18 protein-coding genes and 1 pseudogene are annotated in these 20,665 nt (G+C 64.9%); 9 read left to right on the forward strand and 10 right to left on the reverse strand.

All coding sequences use genetic code 11. From position 1 onward, the window contains the following. Nucleotides 1-8: 8 nt before the first annotated feature. From QOH60_RS09830 to QOH60_RS09850, 5 genes and pseudogenes are all read right to left on the reverse strand, one after another. Nucleotides 9-773, reverse strand: coding sequence for an SDR family NAD(P)-dependent oxidoreductase (locus tag QOH60_RS09830; protein WP_526419621.1), 765 nt, complete (start codon nucleotides 771-773; stop codon nucleotides 9-11). Then, nucleotides 770-3,064, reverse strand: a complete 2,295-nt coding sequence (locus tag QOH60_RS09835) for a CaiB/BaiF CoA transferase family protein (protein ID WP_526419623.1) — start codon at nucleotides 3,062-3,064, stop codon at nucleotides 770-772. The genes QOH60_RS09830 and QOH60_RS09835 overlap by 4 nt, the downstream gene beginning before the upstream one ends. A gap of 11 nt (nucleotides 3,065-3,075) precedes the next feature. Next, entirely contained in the window at nucleotides 3,076-4,047 is a 972-nt protein-coding gene (locus tag QOH60_RS09840) for an enoyl-CoA hydratase/isomerase family protein (RefSeq protein ID WP_526419625.1), read from the reverse strand. A gap of 10 nt (nucleotides 4,048-4,057) precedes the next feature. Further along, nucleotides 4,058-4,144 (reverse strand): annotated as a pseudogene (locus QOH60_RS09845) (SDR family mycofactocin-dependent oxidoreductase); the annotation flags it as partial. Then, nucleotides 4,144-5,337, reverse strand: a complete 1,194-nt coding sequence (locus QOH60_RS09850) for a cytochrome P450 (RefSeq protein WP_526419627.1) — start codon at nucleotides 5,335-5,337, stop codon at nucleotides 4,144-4,146. The gene QOH60_RS09850 and the pseudogene QOH60_RS09845, both read right to left, overlap by 1 nt. Before the next feature lie 160 nt (nucleotides 5,338-5,497). Between QOH60_RS09850 and QOH60_RS09855 the strand changes: the two genes are divergently transcribed. From QOH60_RS09855 to QOH60_RS09890, 8 genes are read left to right on the forward strand one after another with little or no spacing between them, the layout of a single operon-like run. After that, nucleotides 5,498-6,166 (forward strand): TetR/AcrR family transcriptional regulator, encoded by a 669-nt coding sequence (locus QOH60_RS09855; RefSeq protein ID WP_526419629.1) that lies wholly within the window; start codon nucleotides 5,498-5,500, stop codon nucleotides 6,164-6,166. Beyond that, a complete protein-coding gene (locus QOH60_RS09860) occupies nucleotides 6,163-6,357 on the forward strand; it encodes a ferredoxin (RefSeq protein WP_526419631.1) in 195 nt (64 codons plus the stop codon). Before QOH60_RS09855 ends, QOH60_RS09860 begins: the two co-directional genes overlap by 4 nt. Before the next feature lie 12 nt (nucleotides 6,358-6,369). Next, nucleotides 6,370-7,593 (forward strand): cytochrome P450, encoded by a 1,224-nt coding sequence (locus QOH60_RS09865; protein WP_526419634.1) that lies wholly within the window; start codon nucleotides 6,370-6,372, stop codon nucleotides 7,591-7,593. Between the two features lie 34 nt (nucleotides 7,594-7,627). After that, complete coding sequence (locus QOH60_RS09870; RefSeq protein ID WP_526419636.1) at nucleotides 7,628-8,803, forward strand: amidohydrolase family protein; 1,176 nt, start codon at nucleotides 7,628-7,630, stop codon at nucleotides 8,801-8,803. Further along, on the forward strand, nucleotides 8,800-10,026 hold the full coding sequence (locus tag QOH60_RS09875; protein WP_526419638.1) for a M24 family metallopeptidase: 1,227 nt from the start codon (nucleotides 8,800-8,802) through the stop codon (nucleotides 10,024-10,026). Before QOH60_RS09870 ends, QOH60_RS09875 begins: the two co-directional genes overlap by 4 nt. After that, nucleotides 10,016-11,137, forward strand: coding sequence for a M24 family metallopeptidase (locus QOH60_RS09880; protein WP_526419640.1), 1,122 nt, complete (start codon nucleotides 10,016-10,018; stop codon nucleotides 11,135-11,137). The genes QOH60_RS09875 and QOH60_RS09880 overlap by 11 nt, the downstream gene beginning before the upstream one ends. Nucleotides 11,138-11,146: 9 nt before the next feature. Then, on the forward strand, nucleotides 11,147-12,094 hold the full coding sequence (locus QOH60_RS09885) for an enoyl-CoA hydratase/isomerase family protein (protein ID WP_526419642.1): 948 nt from the start codon (nucleotides 11,147-11,149) through the stop codon (nucleotides 12,092-12,094). A 30-nt stretch (nucleotides 12,095-12,124) separates the two neighbouring features. Continuing rightward, nucleotides 12,125-14,509 carry a CaiB/BaiF CoA transferase family protein gene (locus QOH60_RS09890; RefSeq protein WP_526419644.1) on the forward strand — a complete coding sequence of 795 codons (2,385 nt, stop codon included), beginning with the start codon at nucleotides 12,125-12,127 and terminating at the stop codon, nucleotides 14,507-14,509. A gap of 3 nt (nucleotides 14,510-14,512) precedes the next feature. On the opposite strand, the gene QOH60_RS09895 is transcribed toward QOH60_RS09890, so the two are convergent. Then, complete coding sequence (locus QOH60_RS09895; protein WP_526419646.1) at nucleotides 14,513-15,580, reverse strand: NAD-dependent epimerase/dehydratase family protein; 1,068 nt, start codon at nucleotides 15,578-15,580, stop codon at nucleotides 14,513-14,515. A 106-nt stretch (nucleotides 15,581-15,686) separates the two neighbouring features. Here QOH60_RS09895 and QOH60_RS09900 point away from each other — a divergent pair, with 106 nt between their 5' ends. Continuing rightward, nucleotides 15,687-16,466 carry a lysophospholipid acyltransferase family protein gene (locus tag QOH60_RS09900; RefSeq protein ID WP_526419659.1) on the forward strand — a complete coding sequence of 260 codons (780 nt, stop codon included), beginning with the start codon at nucleotides 15,687-15,689 and terminating at the stop codon, nucleotides 16,464-16,466. 9 nt (nucleotides 16,467-16,475) lie between these two features. Here QOH60_RS09900 and QOH60_RS09905 read toward each other — a convergent pair whose 3' ends face one another. The 4 genes from QOH60_RS09905 to QOH60_RS09920 all read right to left on the reverse strand — a co-directional run. Next, the gene (locus QOH60_RS09905; protein ID WP_526419648.1) at nucleotides 16,476-17,912 is read right to left on the reverse strand and encodes a WS/DGAT/MGAT family O-acyltransferase; all 1,437 of its coding nucleotides are present in this window, start codon (nucleotides 17,910-17,912) and stop codon (nucleotides 16,476-16,478) included. A 116-nt stretch (nucleotides 17,913-18,028) separates the two neighbouring features. Next, nucleotides 18,029-18,682, reverse strand: coding sequence for a TetR/AcrR family transcriptional regulator (locus QOH60_RS09910; protein ID WP_526419650.1), 654 nt, complete (start codon nucleotides 18,680-18,682; stop codon nucleotides 18,029-18,031). A 296-nt stretch (nucleotides 18,683-18,978) separates the two neighbouring features. Continuing rightward, nucleotides 18,979-19,755, reverse strand: coding sequence for an acyl-CoA dehydrogenase family protein (locus QOH60_RS09915; protein ID WP_526419661.1), 777 nt, complete (start codon nucleotides 19,753-19,755; stop codon nucleotides 18,979-18,981). 23 nt (nucleotides 19,756-19,778) lie between these two features. Continuing rightward, nucleotides 19,779-20,665: acyl-CoA dehydrogenase family protein (locus tag QOH60_RS09920; RefSeq protein WP_526419652.1), on the reverse strand; the 887-nt coding region annotated here is incomplete at its 5' end.

A 20,665-nucleotide genomic window follows, 5' to 3' on the forward strand; every position in this document is an offset into this window, starting at 1 on the left:
GCTGTTGGTCACCAAGTCTGCTCGGCGGCACGAACCAGCATGTGGTTCACCGCAACTCGTCGGTCGCGGGTGACCATGTATATCACGGCATCCGCGACGTCCTCGGACCGCAGCTTCGTCATTCCCTCCGTCTGCCGCTGGAATGCCGCCTGGGACTCGGCAGGTAGGTGTTCTGTGATCTCGGTGTCGACGGTGCCCGGCCCGACCACGCCCACCCGCACCCTCTTGCCGAGAACCTCCTGGCGCACACCCTCGCTGAACGCATTCACACCGAACTTCGTCAGGGAGTAGACCGCGGTGTTGGGCCGGGCCACCCAGCCAGCGGTGGAGCTGATCGTGACCAGGTCCGCCACCCCTCGCGGTGAGTCGGCCGCCGCCTCGATCAGGTGGGGGAGCGCTGCGCGCGTAACGTACAGCACCCCTTGAATATTGACAGCCACCAGATCATCCCAATCCTGCAGCGGCGCCTCGGCAGCCTGCCCCATCCGCATCAACCCCGCGTTGTTCACCACGGTGTCGAGCCGTCCCAGCTCCTGGACTGCGCGCTCGACCGCCGCCGCGACCTGATCGGCGTCGGTCACGTCGGCAGGCAGTGCCACTGAAGTGCCCCCCGCAGATTCGATCTCAGCCTTCAGCTCGGCCAGCCGATCGGCCCGGCGGGCAACGAGTGCCACCGCTGCTCCCTCGGCGGCGAGCGCCCGCGCCGTCGCCGCACCGATGCCGCTGCTGGCGCCGGTGACCAGCGCGGCGGTATTGGCCAGTGCGCCCGTCATGTCCGTGACCCGGCGCCGAGGATGGTATGCATCACGTAGTCATTGTCCTCGCCGAGGTCGGGCGCGCCCCGGGAGACCCTCGCCGGATTGTGCGACATGCGCCACGACGGTCCGAGGACGACGCGTTGGCCCTCGACGTGATCGGAGACGAACCGGTACAGCTCACGGTCCCAAAGTCGTTGGTCACTGATGACATCCAGTGACGTGGCGCTCTTGGCTGCGGGCACATCCGCGGCCCGCAGGCGGTGCGAGAGATGCTCGGCGTCATAGCCTGCGGTCAGTCGTGCAATGTCGGCGTCAAGCGCGTCGGTATTGCGATGCCGATCCTGCATCGTCGCGTAGCGGGGATCGGCGCCCAGCCCAGAGTCGAGAACATCGCACAGACCCCGCCATTGCGACTCGTCCGAGACCGCAATGCTGATCCAGGCCTGATCCGTACACGGGTAGCAGCCGTGCGGGGCCATGTCGGCGTGGTGGTTGCCGTCGGGGCCGAGTTGTGTTCCGGTGAGGGCCTGTTCGAGCAGGCAGTCACCGATCATCGACGAAAGCGTCTCCACGGCAGACACATCCACGAATTGCCCCTCGCCGGTGAGCTCGCGATGCATCAGCGCCACGACAGCGGCGAAGGCAGCGGCCGCACCGACAGTCGAATCGCCGTACCGCATGCTGGCGCCCAGCGGAGGGCCACCGGCGTAGCCGACGAGCGACGCGAGGCCGGCCAGCGCCGCGAAACACGGCGCATAGCCGGTCTGGTGGCCCAGCGGCCCGTCGTTGCCCCACATCTTGATCGACACGTCGATGATGTCGGGCTTGATGGCCGCGAGTTGTTCGTAACCGAGGCCCTGCCGCTCCATCGCACCGGGACGCAGGTTGTTGATCACGATGTCGCTGTGCGCGATCAACTCGTGTAATCGGGCCATGTCCTCGGGCGACTTGATGTCGAGGTCCACGCTGAGGATCTCGGGGTTGATGCTCAGGAAGAACGGCGCGTGGTTGATGTCGGTGCCGCCGTATGCGCGCATCTCCTCGGGCCGCCCCGCTGTTTCGACCTTGATCACCTCAGCGCCCAACAGTGCCAGCAGCTTTCCCGCGTACGGGCCTGCCCACACCTTGGTCAGCTCGACGACGCGCACCCCTTCCAGAGGACCGCCCCGCGGCGTCCCCGGTGGCTTGAGCTGGGGCGACCGCACCGACGGCCTCGTGCGCGGCGACGTCAGGCTGGCGAGGACGGCCGCGGTGTGCTGACCGAGAGTCGGTGCAGGCAAGGCGATTTCAGCAGGAGATGCGCTGAATTTGTAGGGCACCGTCGGGTAGATGTCGCGGAAGAAGCGGCGATGTCGGTACTGCGCCAGATCACGGAGGTCCGCGAGATCGTTCACCGGGACCAGCGGCACGCCCAGGCGCTGAGCTGCCTCCGCGGTCTCCTCCTTGCGCAGCCCTTCCACCCACTCGGCGAAGCCCCGCTGAAATGTTGCGACTTTCTTGAGCGTGACGGAGAACTCGAGCCAGTCGTCTTCGAACGCGTCGAGCCATTCCGGTTGGCCCATAAGCTTCTTGACGCCGAGCCAGTGGTTGCTGCTTGTCATGTAGAGGTAGACGTAGCCGTCTGTGCAGGCGAAGAACGCTGCCGGGCCCTGCTGGTCGAAGTCGTCACGGGTGTTCTCAGGCACGATTTCGCCGGTGACGAACCTCCCCAGGATGCAGTCGGCGCGCGACACCAGCACGGCCTGCTGCGAGATGTCGATGAACTCGGCTTCGCCCGTGTGTAATTGGCTGAACAGTGAAGACGCCACGCACAGCGCCGCTTCCAAACCCGCTTCGTAGTCGGCGAGAAACCGGCCGGGTCCCTTCAGCGGCGGTTTCGCCGGATCGGCGTGGCTGGGGGTGTGGTATCCCCACCCGCTGCTGTGGAACACATTGAGGCTCTTGGCGTTCTGGAACTCTGCCGGGACACCCTGACCGTATGGCGTGATCGAGCAGAACACGACGTCGGGATGTCCCGCCGCCTCTACCCAGGCGGGAGCGTGATCGTCGATCACCGCATCGGCCGTGGCGATGATCGCGCGCAGCGAGGCGATTCCGTCAGGCGAGGTGGCGTCGAGCTCGACGGAATGCTTGTTCGTGTTGAGATACGCGAACGGCGCCGCGCCGAACGAGCGGGTCGGGCTGCCGGTGCCCGGCCGCTCGATCTTGACGACTTCGGCGCCGAAGTCAGCGAGCAGCTTGCCGCAGTACTCGCCGGCCGCGGCTTCGGCAAGCTCGACGACGCGAATTCCCGTGAGAGCCGACATACGCCGTTGCGTCAGGGCTTCTTTCGCCCCGACCGGGACAACCGCCACTCAGGCGGGAAGTTCATGTCGTTGTCCTTCACCACGTTGTTGAGACCCCTCTCGAACGTGCCCTCGGTGAGGTCAACCGTGTTCTCCACGTCGTTGGTGATCATCGGCAGCATGCCCTCGACCATGCCGGTGAGCAGGCTGCCGAAGTACTCACCCTTGTGCTGCTTGTACAGCTCCAGGAAGGTCTTCTGCACCGCGACGGTATCGGTCGGTCGTGACTTCGAGCATGCCAAGGCGTACTTCTCGGTCTCCGCTTCGAGGTCGTCGCGAGCCACGACGCTATTGACGAACCCGCAGTCGTACATCTCCTTGGCGCTGAAAGGCCGCCCGGTGAAGAGCATTTCGGAGAACTTACGCAATCCCATGGTCTCAGCCCACCACCACAGGCGGGGGCCCCAGCCCACGTAGCGGAACGCGGGGTGGCCGAACAGCGCGTCGTCCGAGGAGACAACGAGGTCTGCGTCGCCTGCCTGGTAGAAGTGCCAGCCGTAGCAGTAGCCCTTGGCCTCGATGATGCTGACCTTGCGCAGCTCCTGCAAGGGCCGGTTGCCCGCGCGGGCCTTGGCGTAGAAGTCCGTGACGGTCGAGAGGTAGCGATAGGAGCCGCCGGGTGGGTACTTGACGTCATCGTCGTTGATAGCCAGTTCATGCAACAGCGGCATGCTCGGGTTCTCAATCATCCCGCGCTGCTCAGGCAGATCACCACCGCTGCCGAAATCCTGGCCCTCCCCACGGATCACAACCACCTTGACGTCGTCGTCCACGTTGCACTTGTGGATCAGGTCGGCATAGAGCTGGCGCATGCCGAGCGACGTCGCATTCTGGGCGTCCGGACGATCGAAGGTGATCGTGGCGATCCGGTTCTTCTTGTCCTTCTCAAACCTGATGTACTGCTCTGCTTCTTTCTTCATCTCTTCGTAGTCAAACTCCGGCATGCGCATCTCCCTATTTGAGTAGACAACCCGCGTACACGGGCAGCTGTACGCCTGTGACGTAACGTGATTCGTCAGAGGCGAAGTACAAAACGGTGTTCACGGCACGAGAGCCGGCATCGACTCCCACCCCCGCACCGTCGACGTCGGGCTGAGTTTGGCGTCGGTCAGATCGACGTCCCACTTGGGGAAGCGTTTGAGGATTTCCTCAAGGGCGATTCGGCCTTCGAGGCGCGCCAGCGCGGCTCCGAGGCAGAAATGCGTGCCGACACCGAACGTCAGGTGCTGGCGCGTGTCGCGGTGGATGTTGAACTCGTCGGCGTCGGGACCGAATTGACGCTGGTCCCGGCTGGCCGAGGAGAACAACATCATCACGACACTGCCTTCCGGCACCGTCTGATCGTGCAGTGTGACATCGCGGGTGACGTACCGCGACGTGTGCGGGCCCGGCGACTCGTACCGCAGTAGTTCCTCGATGGCCGCGGGAATGAGCGCGGGATTAGCCGCGAGTTCGGCGCGCTGGTCGGGATGTTCCGCGAGAATCTTTCCGGCCCAACCGATCAGCCGGGTCGTGGTCTCGTTGCCTGCGCCTGCGACAACGTTGAGGTAGACGAGCAACTCGTCGCGCGTGAGGCGACGAGTGGTCCCGGTCTCGTCGACGAACTCGACGTTGAGCAGCTCGGTCATGATGTCGTCGGACGGATTCTCGGCGCGCCAGTCGACGTAAGCGGCGAAGACCTTCCCCGTGGTCAGTCCGGCCTTCATCGGCTTTCCGGCCTCGGTCCGCAACTGCCGATCCGACCGGTCTCGAATGAATTCCTGGTCGTCCTCTGGGATTCCGAGCAGCATGCCGATCACCTTCATCGGCATCTGCGCGCCCAGATCCTTGACGAAGTCGAACCGCCCTCCGCCGACGAGCGGGTCCAGCGACTGCGCGCAGAACTCACGGATCTTGGGCTCCAGGGCGTTGACCTTGCGCGGCGTGAACATGCGCGACAGCAGCTTGCGGTGCACGGTGTGGATCGGCGGATCCTCGAAAATCAGCATTCCCGAAGGGATTTGCAGGTTCGCCTTGATGACTTCCAGGATCGCGCCGCGGCCCGAACTGAAGGTGTCGTGGTCGATCACGGCCTTATTGACGTCCGCGTATCGGCTGAGCGCGTAGAAGTCGTAGCGGGCGTTGTAGTACAGCGGCGCTTCGTCGCGCAAACGCCGGTACGTCGGATAGGGGTCCGCAATGAGACCGACGTCGTACGGGTCGTAGTAGACGTCGTTCTCGGTGCTTGCCGTCACTCCGCTGTTCCCTCCTCGTCGCGCACTCGGCTCATCGATGCCAGTGTTGCAGCGCCGCGCCCGGATGCGGGCGTTTTGTACTGTTCGCTTAACCAGGCGCACGTAGCTCGATTAAATCAGTCGCTTGACTTAAATAGCAAGCCATGCTGGACTTGAGCCGATGACGACGGCCCGAGCGCTCAAGAGTGACCGCGCGAACAACACCCGCGAGGCGATCCTGGCCGCGGCGGAGCGGTTGTTCGCCGAGCACGGTGTCTACGCGGTGTCGAACAGGCAGGTCAGCGAGGCCGCCGGCCAGGGCAACAACGCCGCCGTCGGCTACCACTTCGGTACCAAGACGGACCTGGTGCGCGAGATCGAGCAGCGGCATCGGGTGCCCATCGAACGGCTGCGTGAGCAGATGGTCGCCCACGCCGGTGAATCGATCGAGCTGCGTGACTGGGTCGCCTGTCTGGTGCGGCCGCTCACCGACCACCTGGCCGAACTCGGAAATCCGAGCTGGTACGCGCGATTCGCCGCGCAGGTGATGGCCGACCCCGAGTACCACAAGATCGTCACCAAAGACGCGCTGAGCTCGGATTCGCTCGTCGAGGTCGTCGATGCGATCACCCGCTGTCTTCCCGACCTGCCGGCAGCGGTACACGCCGAGCGCAGCGTGATGGCCCGCAACCTGTTGATGCATACGTGTGCTGAACGCGAACGCGCGATGACTCAGAGCAGGTTGTCAGCCGAATCATCTTGGCACGCAGCCGGATCCAGTCTGGTCGACGCACTCGTGGGACTCTGGCTGGCACCAGTGACGGCAAGCGGTGAGAGAGGTCGGCAATGAAAGTCACTGTGGACCAAGACAAATGCATCTCCGCGGGCCAATGCGTCTCGAATTCGAGCGCGGTGTTCGACCAGCGCGAGGACGACGGCGTCGTCGTCCTGCTTGACGAGAACCCTCCAGAACACGAGGCCGAGAACGTCCGCCGGGCAGTCGCGGAGTGCCCTGCTTCAGTCATCTCGATCGAGGAATGAGATTTTCGCACCATGACCGACACGTTGACCACCGAGATTCCCGAATACCCGATGGCCAGGGAGGCCCGTTGCCCCTTCGCACCTCCACCCGAGGTGCGTGAGCTCGGCGTCACCAAACCGGTGTCCCGGGTGCGGATCTGGGACGGCAGCACCCCGTGGCTCATCACCGGGTACGACGAGGCGCGGTCGCTGTTCTCCGACTCCCGGGTGAGCGTCGACGAAAGGCGTGGCGGGTTCCCGCACTGGAACGAGCACATGATGGCGACCGTCGACCAGAGACCCTCGTCGGTGTTCAACTCCGACGGCGAGGAGCACACGCGCTTCCGACGGATGTTGTCGAAGCCGTTCACGTACAAGCGGGTTGAAGGTCTGAGGCCCGCGATCCAGGAGATCACCGACGAGCACATCGACGCGATGCTGGCTGGACCTCAACCCGCCGACATCGTCGCCGCGCTGGCGCTGCCGATCCCATCGCTCGTGATCAGCAAGCTGCTGGGAGTCCCCTACGAGGACGCCGAGTTCTTCCAGGAGCAGTCCAGTGTCGGCCTGCGTCGATACGCGAGCTCCGACGAACACGTGCAAGGCGTGACGAGTCTGGCCAAATACATCGCCAAACTGCTGCGGGCCAAGATTGAGAATCCCGCAGAAGATGCACTGTCCGACATCGCCGAGCGGCTGAAGGCGGGCGAGCTGGACATCAGGGAGGCCACCCAGCTCGCAACAGGCCTTCTGGTAGCCGGCCACGAGACCACCGCGAACATGATCGGCCTCGGAGTGGTTGCGCTGCTGGAGAACCCGGACCAGCTGGCGGTGATCCGCGATGCCACCGACCAGGGCGTGATCGCGAACGCGGTGGAGGAATTGCTGCGGTATCTGTCGATCATCCAGAACGGCCAGCGCCGCATCGCGGTCGAAGACATCGAGATCGCAGGCGAATTCATCCGGGCCGGCGAGGGCATCATCATCGACCTCGCGCCCGCGAACTGGGACGCGAAGGCCTTCACCGAACCCGACCGGCTGTACCTGCACCGCGCGGGCGCCGGCCGCAATGTGGCGTTCGGTTACGGCAGACACCAATGCGTCGGCCAACAGCTCGCCCGCGCCGAACTAGAGATCTTCTTCACCACGCTGTTCCGACGCGTTCCGACGTTGCAACTGGCCATCGGAGTCGAGGAAGTCCCGTTCAAGCACGACCAATTGTCTTACGGCGTCTACGAATTGCCCGTGACGTGGTGACCAGCCCAGCTTCAGTCCGAATGGAGGATCGACGATGACCGCACATCCTGGTACTGCAACGCTTTATCCACCGCAAGGCTTTGGCGCACCGAAGAATCGGCAGGCGCACGCCCGCGGGCTCGATGTGGGCCTACCCGCGGGCACCGAGGTGTTCTCGGCCGACAACCACATCTCCGTGGCCGACGACATCTTCTACGACCGCTTTCCGGACGACCTGAAGGACAAGGCGCCCCGGATCTGGTACGAGGACGGCGCGTACATGGTCGGCCTGAAGGGCAAGAACTTCCTGCCGGGTGACTTCAGCCGGGTGCTGATGCAATACGACGACATGGCAGGCGCGGCGACGAAGGACATCGAGGCGCGGATCGCCGAGTTGCACGACGACGGCGTCGACAAGGAACTGGCGTTCCCCAACGCGGTGCTCGCGCTATTCCACTTTCCCGACAAAGAGATTCGTGAGCGTGTCTTCCGCATCTACAACGAGCTGATGGCCGAATTGCAGGAAAGCTCCAACGGCCATTTCTATGCCGCGGGCCTGATCAACTGGTGGGACCCGGCCGGCGCGCGACGGACGTTGACCGAGCTGAAGTCGTTGGGGCTCAAGACCTTCCTGATGCCACTGAACCCCGGCAAGGACGACGACGGCAACGTCATCGACTACTCGAGCACCGCGATGATGCCTGTGTGGGACGAGATCGAGGACGCCGGCCTGCCGTTGGCGCATCACATCGGCGAGACGCCGCCGAAGACCCCATGCGAGTTCAACAGCGTCGTCGTCGGCATGATGATCAACATTGACGGCTTCCGGGAGACATTCTCCAAGTACATCTTCAGCGGCATACTCGACCGTCATCCGAAGTTGAAGATCGGCTGGTTCGAGGGTGGCATCGCGTGGATCCCGTGGGCTCTGCAGGACGCCGAGCACCTGGTCGCGTCCTATCGGCACATGTTCAACCACCAACTCGAGCACGACGTGCGCACCTACTGGAACAACCACATGTACGCGTCGTTCATGGTGGATCCGCTCGGGTTGAAGCTGATCGACGAGATCGGTGTGAACAAGGTGATGTGGTCGTCGGACTACCCGCACAACGAGAGCACGTTCGGCTATTCGGAGAAGTCACTCGCAGCGGTCGTCGACGCGGTCGGTCCGGAGAACGCCGCGCGCATCTGCAGCGGAAACATCAAGGAGTTCCTGGGCGTCTCATGACGAATACCGTGATGTCATCCACTACAGCCGTTGACCTGCCCGACCGGGCACGCATGTACCGCGAAACCGGGGCCAGGCTACGGGCGGCGATGGCCGACAACGGCGTCGACGCGCTGATCCTGCTGGGCAATGGGAACGTCGTGTACGCGACAGGGGCGGCGTGGCCACTGCTCGACGCGGGACTATCCCACGTCGAGCGGCCCGTCGCGCTCGTGCTTGCCGCCGACGAGCATCCGCATCTGTTCCTGCCGTTCCGCGAGGGTGCCGCGTCGGAGTCCGGCGTCCCCGCAGACCATGTGCACCCACCGCTGTATCTCGAATTCGATGAAGGTGCAGAACAATTCGCGCGAATTCTCGCCGAGTACGTTCCGGCCGGTGCCACTGTAGCCGTGGATGAGTTGACCGGTGCGATGCGCCGTGCCGCGGGGCGCCACTACCCTGGTGGGCCACCCGTCGATGCGGCGCGGGTGATCGGCGCCGCCAAACTGGTCAAGACGCCGGACCAGATCGCGTGCATCCGCAAGGCATGCCGGATCACCGAAGAGGCGATGGTCCACGTGCAAAAGGCGCTGGCGCCGGGCGTGCGCCAGGTCGATCTCTCAGCGGCGTTCGTGCGCAGCGCGTTTGAGCTGGGCGCGACCGCGAACATGCTCGAGGCGATCTGGCAGGTGATGCCGCACACCAAAGCCGAAGGGGTCTGGACCACGCACGGCGACCTCGCGCTTCCCCTGCTGACCACAGAACGTCCTCTGGCCAAGGGCGATGTGCTGTGGACCGACGCGAGCATCACCTACGCCGGCTACTGCTCGGACTTCGGCCGGACGTGGCTGGTCGGTGAGCAACCGACGTTCCGTCAGGACGATCAGTACCACCAGTGGCGGCATATTCTCGACGCCGTGTTGTCGGTGACGAAAGCCGGTGCCACGTCCGGTGATCTGGCACGCGCCGCAATCGCGGCGAACGGCGGGCGCAAACCGTGGCTGCCGCACTTCTATCTGGGGCACGGAATCGGCACCAATGCCGCCGAGATGCCCATGATCGGTACCGATCTCGGCGAGGAGTTCGACGACAACTTTGTCTTCCCCGCCGGCATGGTGCTGGTGTTGGAGCCGGTGGTCTGGGAAGACGGCACCGGCGGCTACCGAAGCGAGGAGGTCGTGGTCATCACCGAAGGCGGCTACACGTCGCTGACCGACTACCCGTATACGCCCTATGGCGACTGAGATCCTGCCCGACGACCGGGCACTACGAGTGGGCCGGCGGGAACGAGCGTTCGCCGAAATGGAGAGGCACGACCTCGACATCCTTGTTCTCGGACGGCAGGCCAACGTCCGCTATTTTTCTGGGGCACCGCAGCTTTGGGTTGCCGGCACGCGGCCGTTCGGGCCGATCTGCACGGTGGTCTGGTCCACGAATGAGATCTACCTCAACAGCACGTGGGACGAGGGCATTCCCGACGACATTCCACACGATCACCTCTACGGGCTCGCGTGGAACCCCATGACGCTGATCTCCGTACTGGCCGGCATCGACGGCGCGGCCACTGCCCGACGGGTCGGAACAGACGCGCTGTCACCGACTTTCGCCACGCTGCTGCCGACAGCCTTTCCGCATGCCGAGCTGGTGGACGGCGAGTTGGCGATGCGCGCGGCGCGGCGGATCAAGACACCCGACGAGGTCACCGCGATCCGCTCGGCGCTTCGGGTCGCGGAGAGCAGCCTGGCCGCTGCGACCGCACAACTGCGGCCCGGAGTCTCCGAACAGTCGCTGGCAGGGGTCCTTCTCGAGGCCGAGGCCGCCGGCGGGGTCTGCACACCGGCGACCCAGGACGCGGCGTGGGTGACGTCGCGGGAACATCCCTGGCGCAGGGCAACCGGCGACGGCCGCATCGAGTCCGGCGACCTCGTGGCATTCGCCGCCGGCGTGCTGGCCGACGGCTACCTCGGCGAGGTCGGGCGGACGTGGCCGGTCGGCGACGCGGGCGAGCCCGCACGGAATGTGTACCGGCGATCGAATGAGCTGTGGGACAGGCTGATTGCGGCCTGCCGTCCAGGCGCGGTAGGCACCGACCTGATCAGCGCGTACGAGGCCGCGGGTGAGCACCTGCCGCCGATGCCGATCGCGCATGGGCTCGGGCTCGGCTTTGACCCGCCCCTGGTGTCGTCGCGGCTTCCGGGCACGGCCGCCGAGGAACGCCTCGAACCGGGCATGGTGCTGGCAGTCACCGGCTACGTGTGGGAACAGGGCGTCGGAGCAGTGTTCACGAGGGACGCGGTTCTCATCACAGACGACGGATCCGAAGTGCTGACCGCGAGCCCGTCGTACGGCAGCTGAGGAAGCCCGATGTCAAAACCGGCGGCGCCGCCGCCTGAGGAGATCGTCCTCTACGCCAAAGATCCCGAGACAAAGATCGCGACGATCACGTTCAACCGGCCCGAATATCTCAACGCCCCGACGTCAGCGGCGCGGCTGCGGTACGCGGATCTGTTGCGAGCGGCGACGGTCGACGACGATGTCAAGGTCGTGGTGATCCGCGGTGTGGGTGACGATTTCGGCAGCGGAGCGGATCTGCCGAATTTCATGGTGGGCGACGAGGACGCACGGCTGGCCGAGTTGCGGCTGGAGGGCGCCGACGTCACCTATCCCCCAAAGGGGTCCTTCCGCCACGGAGCGACGATGGGTCAGTGGTACGCCAACGTTGCCGCAGGCAACCGCGCGCTGCAGGAGCTCAAGAAGATCAGCATCGTCGAGGCAAAGGGTTACTGCTACGGCTGGCACTTCTACCAATGTGCTGATGCCGATCTGGTGATCGCCTCGGACGACGCGTTGTTCGGCCACCCGTCGTTCCGTTACTTCGGCTGGGGACCGCGCATGTGGACCTGGGTTCTGACGATGGGGCTGCGACCGTTCCAGGAGATGGTGTTCACCGGACGGCCTTTCACGGCAGCCGAGATGTTCCAGTGCAACTTCTTGAACAAGGTGGTCGCGCGCGACCAGCTGGAGGCCGAGGTGGAGAAGTATGCGCTGGCGTGTGCGCGGAATCGCCCTGTGGACAGCGTGTTTCAGCAGAAGATGTTCTTCGAGGTGGTCAAGCAGTTCCAGGGCGAGTACATGGGCAGCCTGCTGTCAGCGGTTTTCGAATCGCTGGGCGGCACCGCCTCGCACGATGCGGGCGACTTCGTGTTGGGTGATGCGATCGACGCCGGGCTTGCCGATTCGGTCAACGACAACGACGCAAAGTTTCCGCCCGAGTTCCGGCTGAGCAAGTCGAACCGTGCGAAAGAGGACTAGGCGGCGCGGACGCGAGGAGCAAATGTATTCATGGCCTCGTTGACCGGGTACGTCGTCCTCGACCTGTCTACCGGAATCGCCGGCGCTTACTGCACCAAGCTGCTCGCCGACGGGGGCGCGGACGTCATCAAAACCGAGCCGCCAGAAGGGGATCCGCTGCGCAGGTGGTCGGCGTCCGGTGCGACGGTCGACAGGGACGGCGCGCTGTTCAGCTACCTCGCGAGTTCGAAGCAAAGCGTCGTGGTCGATCCTGACGCCGACAGCGACGTCGAGTTGCTCCACGATCTGCTGGCGAACGCTGATGCCGTCATCTGGTCGCGTGGCTCGAGAGTCGTTGATAATTGGGCATTCACACCGACCGAGATCCGTCGCGCCCACCCGCACCTGACGGTCACCGCGATCACGCCGTTCGGGCTGGAGGGCCCCTGGTCGGACAAGGCCGCGACGGAGTTCACGCTGCAGGCGTGGTCGGGCGGAATAGTCGGACTGGGTCGCGGCGCGGCCGATCGTGCACCGGTGTACGTCGGCGGTCAGGTGGGGGAGTACGTCGCCGGCGCGTATGCGAGCGCAGCCACCCTGGCATGCGGCCCCGGCACGCTCATCGACCTCTCGATGCTCGAAACGCAAATCCTCGGCCTCACTTACTATCCCGTGACGTATCTGGAGATGCTCGGCCGGCCGTGGCGAGACGCGCGGCGCCTGACGGTACCGGGTATCGCACAAGCCGAGGACGGACTCGTCGACGTCGGCTGCGGCACCGCACAGCAGTTCTTCGACCTCTGCGTCATGGTCGGACACCCGGAGTGGATCGACGAGGGCACGGAGCAGACGATCACCGAGCGGGCCAATGAAAATGCCGACGAGATCTATGCGTGGGTGAAGAGCCAGACCGTCGATGCCGTCCGCGAACTGGCGACGGCGTTCCGCATTCCGAACGCCCCGGTGGCCAACGGTGCGAACATCACCGATCTGGACCAGTTTCGCGAGCGGAAGTCGTTTACCCAGAACCCGCGCGACGGCTTCGTCCAACCCGGCCCGCCGTACCGGATGGGCGAGGGCCGCCTGCGCGACCCGTCGCCGGCGCCGAGGCTCGGTGAGCACACCGCGCACTACCGCGGGCCGCGAGATGGAAGCCAGCGTCGTGAATCCGGCCCAACTACTACACGGAATTCCATTTCGCGGCTGGACGGCGTGCGCGTGCTGGACATGACGACGTTCTGGGCGGGCCCCAGCTGCACGCACATGATGACGATGCTTGGCGCCGACGTCATCCACGTCGAGTCGGCCCGGCGGCCCGACGGGACGCGGCTGATCTCGGGCCTGCCGGTCAGCGAAGAGTTGTGGTGGGAGAAGGCGCCGATCTTCTCGGGACTGAACACAAACAAGAAGGGGCTGACGCTCGATCTGCAGACACCGCGGGGACGCGAACTGCTCGGCCGGTTCATCGAGCGATGCGACGTGATCGTGGAGAACTTCACACCGCGGGTCATCGACCAGCTCGGCCTGGATTACCCTGTGGTCAAGGCGATCAAGCCCGACGTGATCATGGTGCGGATGCCGGGCTTCGGTCTTGACGGCCCATGGCGCGACAACCCCGCGTTCGCGTATGCGATCGAGGCGGCAGCTGGAATCAGTTGGCTCACAGGCTATCCCGACCGTAATCCCTACGAGCCATACTCGGTGGGTGATCCGAACGCCGGTGTGCACGCGCTGAACGGTCTGCTGTTGGCGCTCGAGCACCGACGCAGAACGGGTGAGGGATCGCTGGTCGAGGCGGCGATGGTCGACGCGGCGATCAACATCGCCGCGGAGCAGGTCATCGAATACAGTGCCTACGGGGCGCTATTGCAACGGACGGGCAACCGCGGACCGACGGCCGCACCTCAAAACCTTTACCAGACCAACGAGATCGACGAGTTCGGCCGCGACGACAGCTGGGTCGCGATCGCGGTGGCCGATGACGATCAGTGGAACGGCCTGTGCGAGGCGCTCGGCACTCCCGCGTGGGCGGCGAGCCCCGACCTGGTCACCGCCGAGGGCAGGCGCGCGCAACACGACCTTATCGACACGCATCTGGCCGACTGGTGCCGAGGCCAGACAGGCGACGAGATCGTCGAATGCCTTTGGGAAGCGGGCGTACCGGTGGCGAAAGTGATGCAGCCGCACCGTCAGACGGAGCTTCCGCAGCTGGCCTTTCGTGGCTTCTTCGAAGAGGTCGATCACCCAGTCACGGGCGCGGTGCGGCACAGCACCGTGCCCATGCGGTTCTCCGGAGCGCCACCGCGATTCCATCGCGCGCCCGCGCCACTGCTGGGGCAGCACAACCGCGAGTTGCTCACAGAAGTAGGCCTCACCGATGCGGAGATCGACGAGCTCGAAGCCGACGGCGTGATCGGTTACGCGCCGCCTACGTAGACGTCATTGCGCTGGGGTGTCCAGCTTCGTTTCGCCTAACCTGGAATGCATTGCACCCCACGGATCGGCATATGTCCCGGGGGAATTACGGTATGCCGCTTGGCGTTTGGTGTAGATCCTCGCCAGGGGAGCAAACACCCGGAACAGCGGACGCTTCCATCCGGCCCACGCCCTCATCTCCGCGAGTATTTCGGGCCACGAGTGGTGCTGGAAGCTCAGCGCCTCCTGCGCGCGACTGGCATCCATCCAATCGATGATGAACCAGCCGTCGTCGTTGTCGGGATCACCTGGCTTGCCTTTAGGTAGCACGCCGGGCAGACCGACCACCGCGGCCAAACTCGCACCGACCTCCCCCTGCCTCAACCTATGCGAGTCGTCGCCGGCGATCAGCAGGACCTCGCCGGCGACGTCAGCCGTCGTGGCCGCCGAGAACGCTGCCGCGACATCGCGCACGTCGACGCCATGGAATCTCTGGTCGGTGGGCAGGCTGCTCTCGATGTAGGCCGCATCGCCGTCCAACGGCAGCACCGAGGGGTCTGCCGACATCACGCCGGCCAGCCGCAGGATCACCCACTCGAGAGTCGATGCGCGCAGCAGGTTCTCGGCCTCGAGCTTGTGGCCGCCGTAGACCTCCGTCGGGTGGGTCGGAGTGTGGGCATCGATCGGCTCGTGGCGGTGAGGGTTGCGGGAGCCGTACACGGCCGCGCTCGACGCCAGGACGAACCGCGGCGGGCTGGCCAGACCCTCGGCGGCGCGTACCAACGCCGCGGTGGCGTCGACGTTGACTTTTCGCCCTAGCGCGGGGTGGCGATAGATGGCCGGTGCGATGACGGCGGCGAGGTGAACGATCGCGCTCGGCGCGACCTCGGACAGCAGGAGCTCGACCTCGGCGGGGTTTGTGAGGTCCGTGAACCGGATATTCGCACCCATAGGGAGTAGGCGTGCCTTCTTGCGGTTGGCCTTGCTGTCCAGGTCCGTGGCCACCACCTTGCGGCCGTCGGCCACGAGGCGTTTCACGGTCTGGAAGCCGACAAGTCCCAAGCCGCCGGTGACGAGCACAACCTCGGACACGGTATCCCCTGAAGTAGAATCGTATTCTCTTTTTTGGAGAGTATCACATCCGCAACGGAGCGAACAGGGAGACGCAGTGACTGGCAAGAGTGCCCACACCGCCGAGATGCGCGAGTGGGATCCGGCGTTCACAAAGCGAGTCGCCGATACTGTCGGTCCGCTGGTCAAAGGCTATTTCCGCGCCGAGGTCCGCGGCTTCGAACACTTCCCGGACAGCGGCGGCGCGTTGGTGGTCTCCAACCACTCGGGTGGCATGTTCACCCCCGACGTTCTCGTTCTGGCGCCGGCCTTCTACAAGAGATTCGGCTATTCGCGCCCTATGTACACCCTTGCGCACTGGGCCGTACTCAAGGGACCGACGGGCGACGTGTTGCGCCGTCTGGGCGTCATCGAGGCCAACCGCGAGAACGCCAGCAAGGCGTTGCGGTCGGGTGCGGCGGTGTTGGTCTTCCCCGGCGGAGACTACGACTCCTACCGACCGACCTTCGGCGCCAACGTCGTCGACTTCGGTGGCCGCACCGGATACGTGAAGTCCGCGATCGCGGCCGGAGTTCCGATCGTTCCCGTCGTGTCGATCGGCGCCCAGGAGACCCAGCTGTTTCTGACCCGCGGCAATACCGTCGCCCGGCTGATCGGGCTCAAGCGGCTCCTGCGCACCGAGATCCTTCCGGTGAGCATCGGGTTCCCGTTCGGCCTTTCAGTGGTGATGCCGCCCAACCTGCCGCTGCCCAGCAAGATCGTCACCAAGGTGCTCGAGCCGATCGACATCGTGGGTCAGTTCGGCGACGACCCCGACGTCGACGCGGTCGACGTGCTTGTCCGGTCAGTCATGCAGGCCGAACTCGAGCGCCTGGCGTCGCAACGCCGCCTTCCGGTGCTGGGCTGACCGGTATCGTCAGCCGACTGCGGTTGCGGGTGCCATCGCAGATTCGACGACGCCCGGGTCGCCGGAAAATCCTGCCGCACGGCGTATTTCAGCGAACGCGTGCACCATGGCGTCGGTCGCCTCGTGCACGTCGTTGAAGGTCTTGTCGTCGGACAGCACGGCGATGTCCACCTGGTCGACGTAGCTCCAGACGGTCATGTTAAAGGCGCTCCCCGCGGAAAGTATTCCCACGGAATAGATTTCGTTAACCGGGGCGCCTCCGATATGACCCCGCTCGCGCGGCCCCGGCACATTGGAAACCGCGACGTTCATCATCTTGTTGTGCGCGGTACGCCTGCCCTGCCGTCGGAACATGGCCGGTGCCAACGGCGGAGGCAGGTACTCCATCATCCTGGCCTGTAGTTCTGGGCCGAGCAGATCGTAGTCTTCCTTTGCCGTTGCGGCCGACCGCGACGTCAGCCGAACACGCTCGAGTGGATCGTCGATATGGACCGGTAGCGATACCATGAAGCCGCCGATCTCGTTTCCAGTGACTCGATCTGGCGACCTGTCGGTGCTGACCGGGACGGACGCCATCAGGGGTGAGTCGGCGCGGCCGTCGTAGCGCAACAACAACTCTCGCAACGCACCGGCTGCCATTGCCAGAATGACGCCGTTGAACGTGACATCGAGCTTCTTGGCTGTCTCCTTGACCTCGGCAAGCGCGATGGCGGCCGTCGCAAATGTCCGCTGCGGCGTGACAATATGATTGAGAAACGTCGGGGGCGCCTTGAACATCTTCGCCATGTCCGGCTCGTCTTCCCGCTCTTTAGAACGACGGCGAACCCGCGACATGCCGCGCGCCGCGTCACCGATCAGGCGTGGCAGCGCAGCCATCTGCCGGAAGTGGTCCATCTGCGCTTCCCACAGCAGTTGCGCCTTGGTCGGCACCGCGCACGACTCTTCGCCCCCGACCGAATCCTGTTCGGAACCAACAAGGTCCATTAACCTCGCCAGGAGATTCGCCGACGCCATCCCGTCGGCCAGTGTGTGGTGGACCTTGCCGATCAGCGCGAAGCGGTTCTCGGCCATGCCCTCGGCGAAGTGGAACTCCCACAGCGGCCGGGAGCGATCGAGGGGAGTGCTCGCGATTTGCCCGATTATCTGGTCCAGTTCGCGCCGGCCTCCCGGGGCGGGAATCAGCACCCGGCGCAGGTGATAGTCCAGGTCGACGTCGCAGTTCTCCATCCACATCGGGTGGTGCAAGCGCCACGGGATGTCGACGAGTTTGTAGCGAAGCGGGTCCAGCAGGTGCAGACGGCGGGCGACCGTCTCCCGAAACACGTCGAAGGTGTACTCGCCGTCGAAATCCGCGGCGTTGATGATGCCCACCTTCAGCGTGTGCGTGTGCAGGTTGGGGGTCTCGCTGTAAAGCAGCATGGCGTCCATGCCGTTGAGTCGCCTCATTGGCCGCCCCACCTCATGCGCCTATCGAAGCACTCGGCCCCTCCGAACCGACCTATTTCGGCATATCCGACCCGGACCCGGGAAGTGTTCTTTGAACGCGAGAATGTGATTCTCTTCTAGCTGGCGGCGAACCCGTGGGCGCAGAAGTCCCACACTTCCTCGGCTGTGATGGGGTGCGCGGCGTCTTCGCTGTCGGCGCCGGACTGTTGCGCGACGAACATGACTGTCTGCATTGTCATCGCGGCGATCCGGCGCGGGTTGACTCCGGGGCGCAACTCACCGGCCGCGTCGGCGTCCTCCATCAACTCGGTCAGCAACGCGTGCAAGGGCGCGTGGGCGATTTTGACCTCGGAGGGATGGGAAACCAGGAGGCGGGGCGCGAAATCGGTAAACAGCGGCCGCTTGGCGTCGGGGTCGGAGCGCGACGTCTCGAACAGCAACTTGACTGCAACCTTCAACCGTTCCATCGGATCCGAATGGCCTGCGGTGGCGGCGCGAATCTGGTCGGCGGACCTGCTCAGGGCGTCCTCGAAGAGCGCGAGCAGGAGCTCATGCTTGCCGTCGAACTGCAGGTAAAAGCTGCGTAGGGACTGCCGGGACCGGTCGACGACCTCCTGGACAGTGAAGTCGGTGCTGCCTTTCTCGATGATGATCGCCTGAGCGGCATCGAGGAATCGCTGGACACGTTGACCGGCCCGCAGCTTTGCGGTCTTGATCGAGCGTTCGACGGCGCGTTGCTTCCAGGCCGGCTCTTCGCTGGGGGTAGTCATCGCTCGCCCGCACGTGTGCAGCGAAATGAGAACATCGTTGTACTGTACAGGAGAACGCCGTGCAAAAGAGGTGTTGAAAGCCCAATCGACCGACGTGTCCGAGATTGTAACTTTCGCATGACGAGAATAGTATTCTCCTCGCGGCTGTTCAGGAAGGCTTTCCGAACACAGCAATGTTTTTGTCACGGTGGACCAACAGCTGGCCGCGTCGCCGCCAGTTGGCATATCGCCGACGGGTTCGCCGGATGGTCCTGGTGTGGGGCAGCGGACGCGAGGAACAAATGGGGAATTCGCCGTCAGAGGACGACGAGCCGCGGCGCTGAACCGCGGGCTCGCAAGCCCGCGCCAGCCGTCCGCGTGAGTTCCCTTGAGCTGCCCAGCAATCCGTCGAGCACCAAGACCCGTTTGACGTGGTGTCCCAAACTGTGCTCGGCGGTGAAGCCGATGCCACCGAGCACCTGCTGGCAGTGCTTGGCCGCGACCAGCGTGGCCTTACCCGCGGCCGCTTTGGCCAGCAGCCCGGTCAGATCGGGGTTGCCCATGCCGGGGAGGCTCAGCGTCGCCTCGGCGCCTTCGATGGCCACCAGCGTCTCGGCCAGACGGTGCCGAACCGCCTGGAACCCTGCGATCGGCCTGCCGAACTGAACCCGGTCCAGCGCGTGCTGGCGGGCCAGTGTGAGCATCGCCCTCGCCGAGCCGACCAACCACCAGCCCACTGCTCGACGTGCCTCCGACATCCGCATCAGCTCGCCGTCGGGCACCTGCCGCAGCGGCAGCCCCCCTAGAACCGGGTGCGTCGCTTCCGTATTGCTTTGACGTTCCCAGACCACCCAGCGGCCGCCCGCGTACGGCATCGGCGGGGTTCCACCAGGCAGACCGCCGATGGTCTCCAGCATCACATCGTTGAGAACTGAAGCGTGCGAACCTGTTTCGCCCAGCAGCCGGAACACCAGCGGTATCGCGATGTCGGGCATCTCGGACAGCATCTCGGCCCAGCCCAGTTCGGCCAGCGCCGCGTCCAGCTCGGCGCCGGAGCTCGACAGCATCGATTTCCGCAGTCCGTCCTCGAGCATCTGGAGTGACTCTTTATCCACGATCACTCCTTGCCGAGGTCCAGCAGGCGGCGGGCGATGATGTTGCGCTGCACCTCGGCGGTGCCGCCGTAGATGGTGGCTGCTCGCGAGTACAGGTACTCGGTGCGCCACGCGGTCTCGTCGAGCTCGATGGTGCCCGGCAGCAGATCGTGGACCGTGTCGTAGAGCTTCTGTTCGGCACCTGCCAGCAACACCTTGTCGATCGAAGTGTCCGCGCCGAGCTTGTGACCGTCGGCCAGCCGATGCTGGGTGACCCTGGACCGGCAGCGCAGCGTGTGCAGCGCGAGATAGGCCTCGCCCATCTCCAAGTCCACGGCCTTGCCCATTGCTCTGACTTCGCCGATCAGCGCGTCGAATCGTGAGTACAGGTAGGCGATTCGCTGCCAGAAGCACGTCGAGCGTTCATACGGCAGCAGGTCCATCGCCAGCCGCCAGCCGTCGCCCGGCTCGCCGAGCATCCGGTCGGCCGGCACCACCACGTCGTCGAAGTACACCTCGCAGAACTCGTCGACGTCGTGCATAGTGCGCAACGGGCGCACCGTGACCCCCGGGGAGTCCAAGTCGACGAAAAAGGCTGTGATGGCTTCGTGATTCGGTGTTCCCGGCGCCCCGGTCCGGGTGAGTAGCACGCACCGGGTGGCGTACTGCGCGAAACTCGTCCACACCTTCTGGCCGTTGACAATCCACGTGTCGCCGTCCTGTACCGCGCGTGTGGTCAGCGACGCCAGGTCACTGCCTGAGCCGGGTTCGGAGAAGCCCTGACACCACGACTCCTGGCCGGACAGCAGCCTCGGCACCATCTCGGCGGCCAGTTCTGGGCGCGCGTAATCGATCATCGTCGGGGTCAGCACGTCGAGCATCGAGTACGGCCCGGGATGGTCGAGTCCGC

The sequence above is a fragment of the Mycobacterium sp. genome (genome assembly GCF_032159765.1).
Taxonomy (GTDB): domain Bacteria; phylum Actinomycetota; class Actinomycetes; order Mycobacteriales; family Mycobacteriaceae; genus Mycobacterium.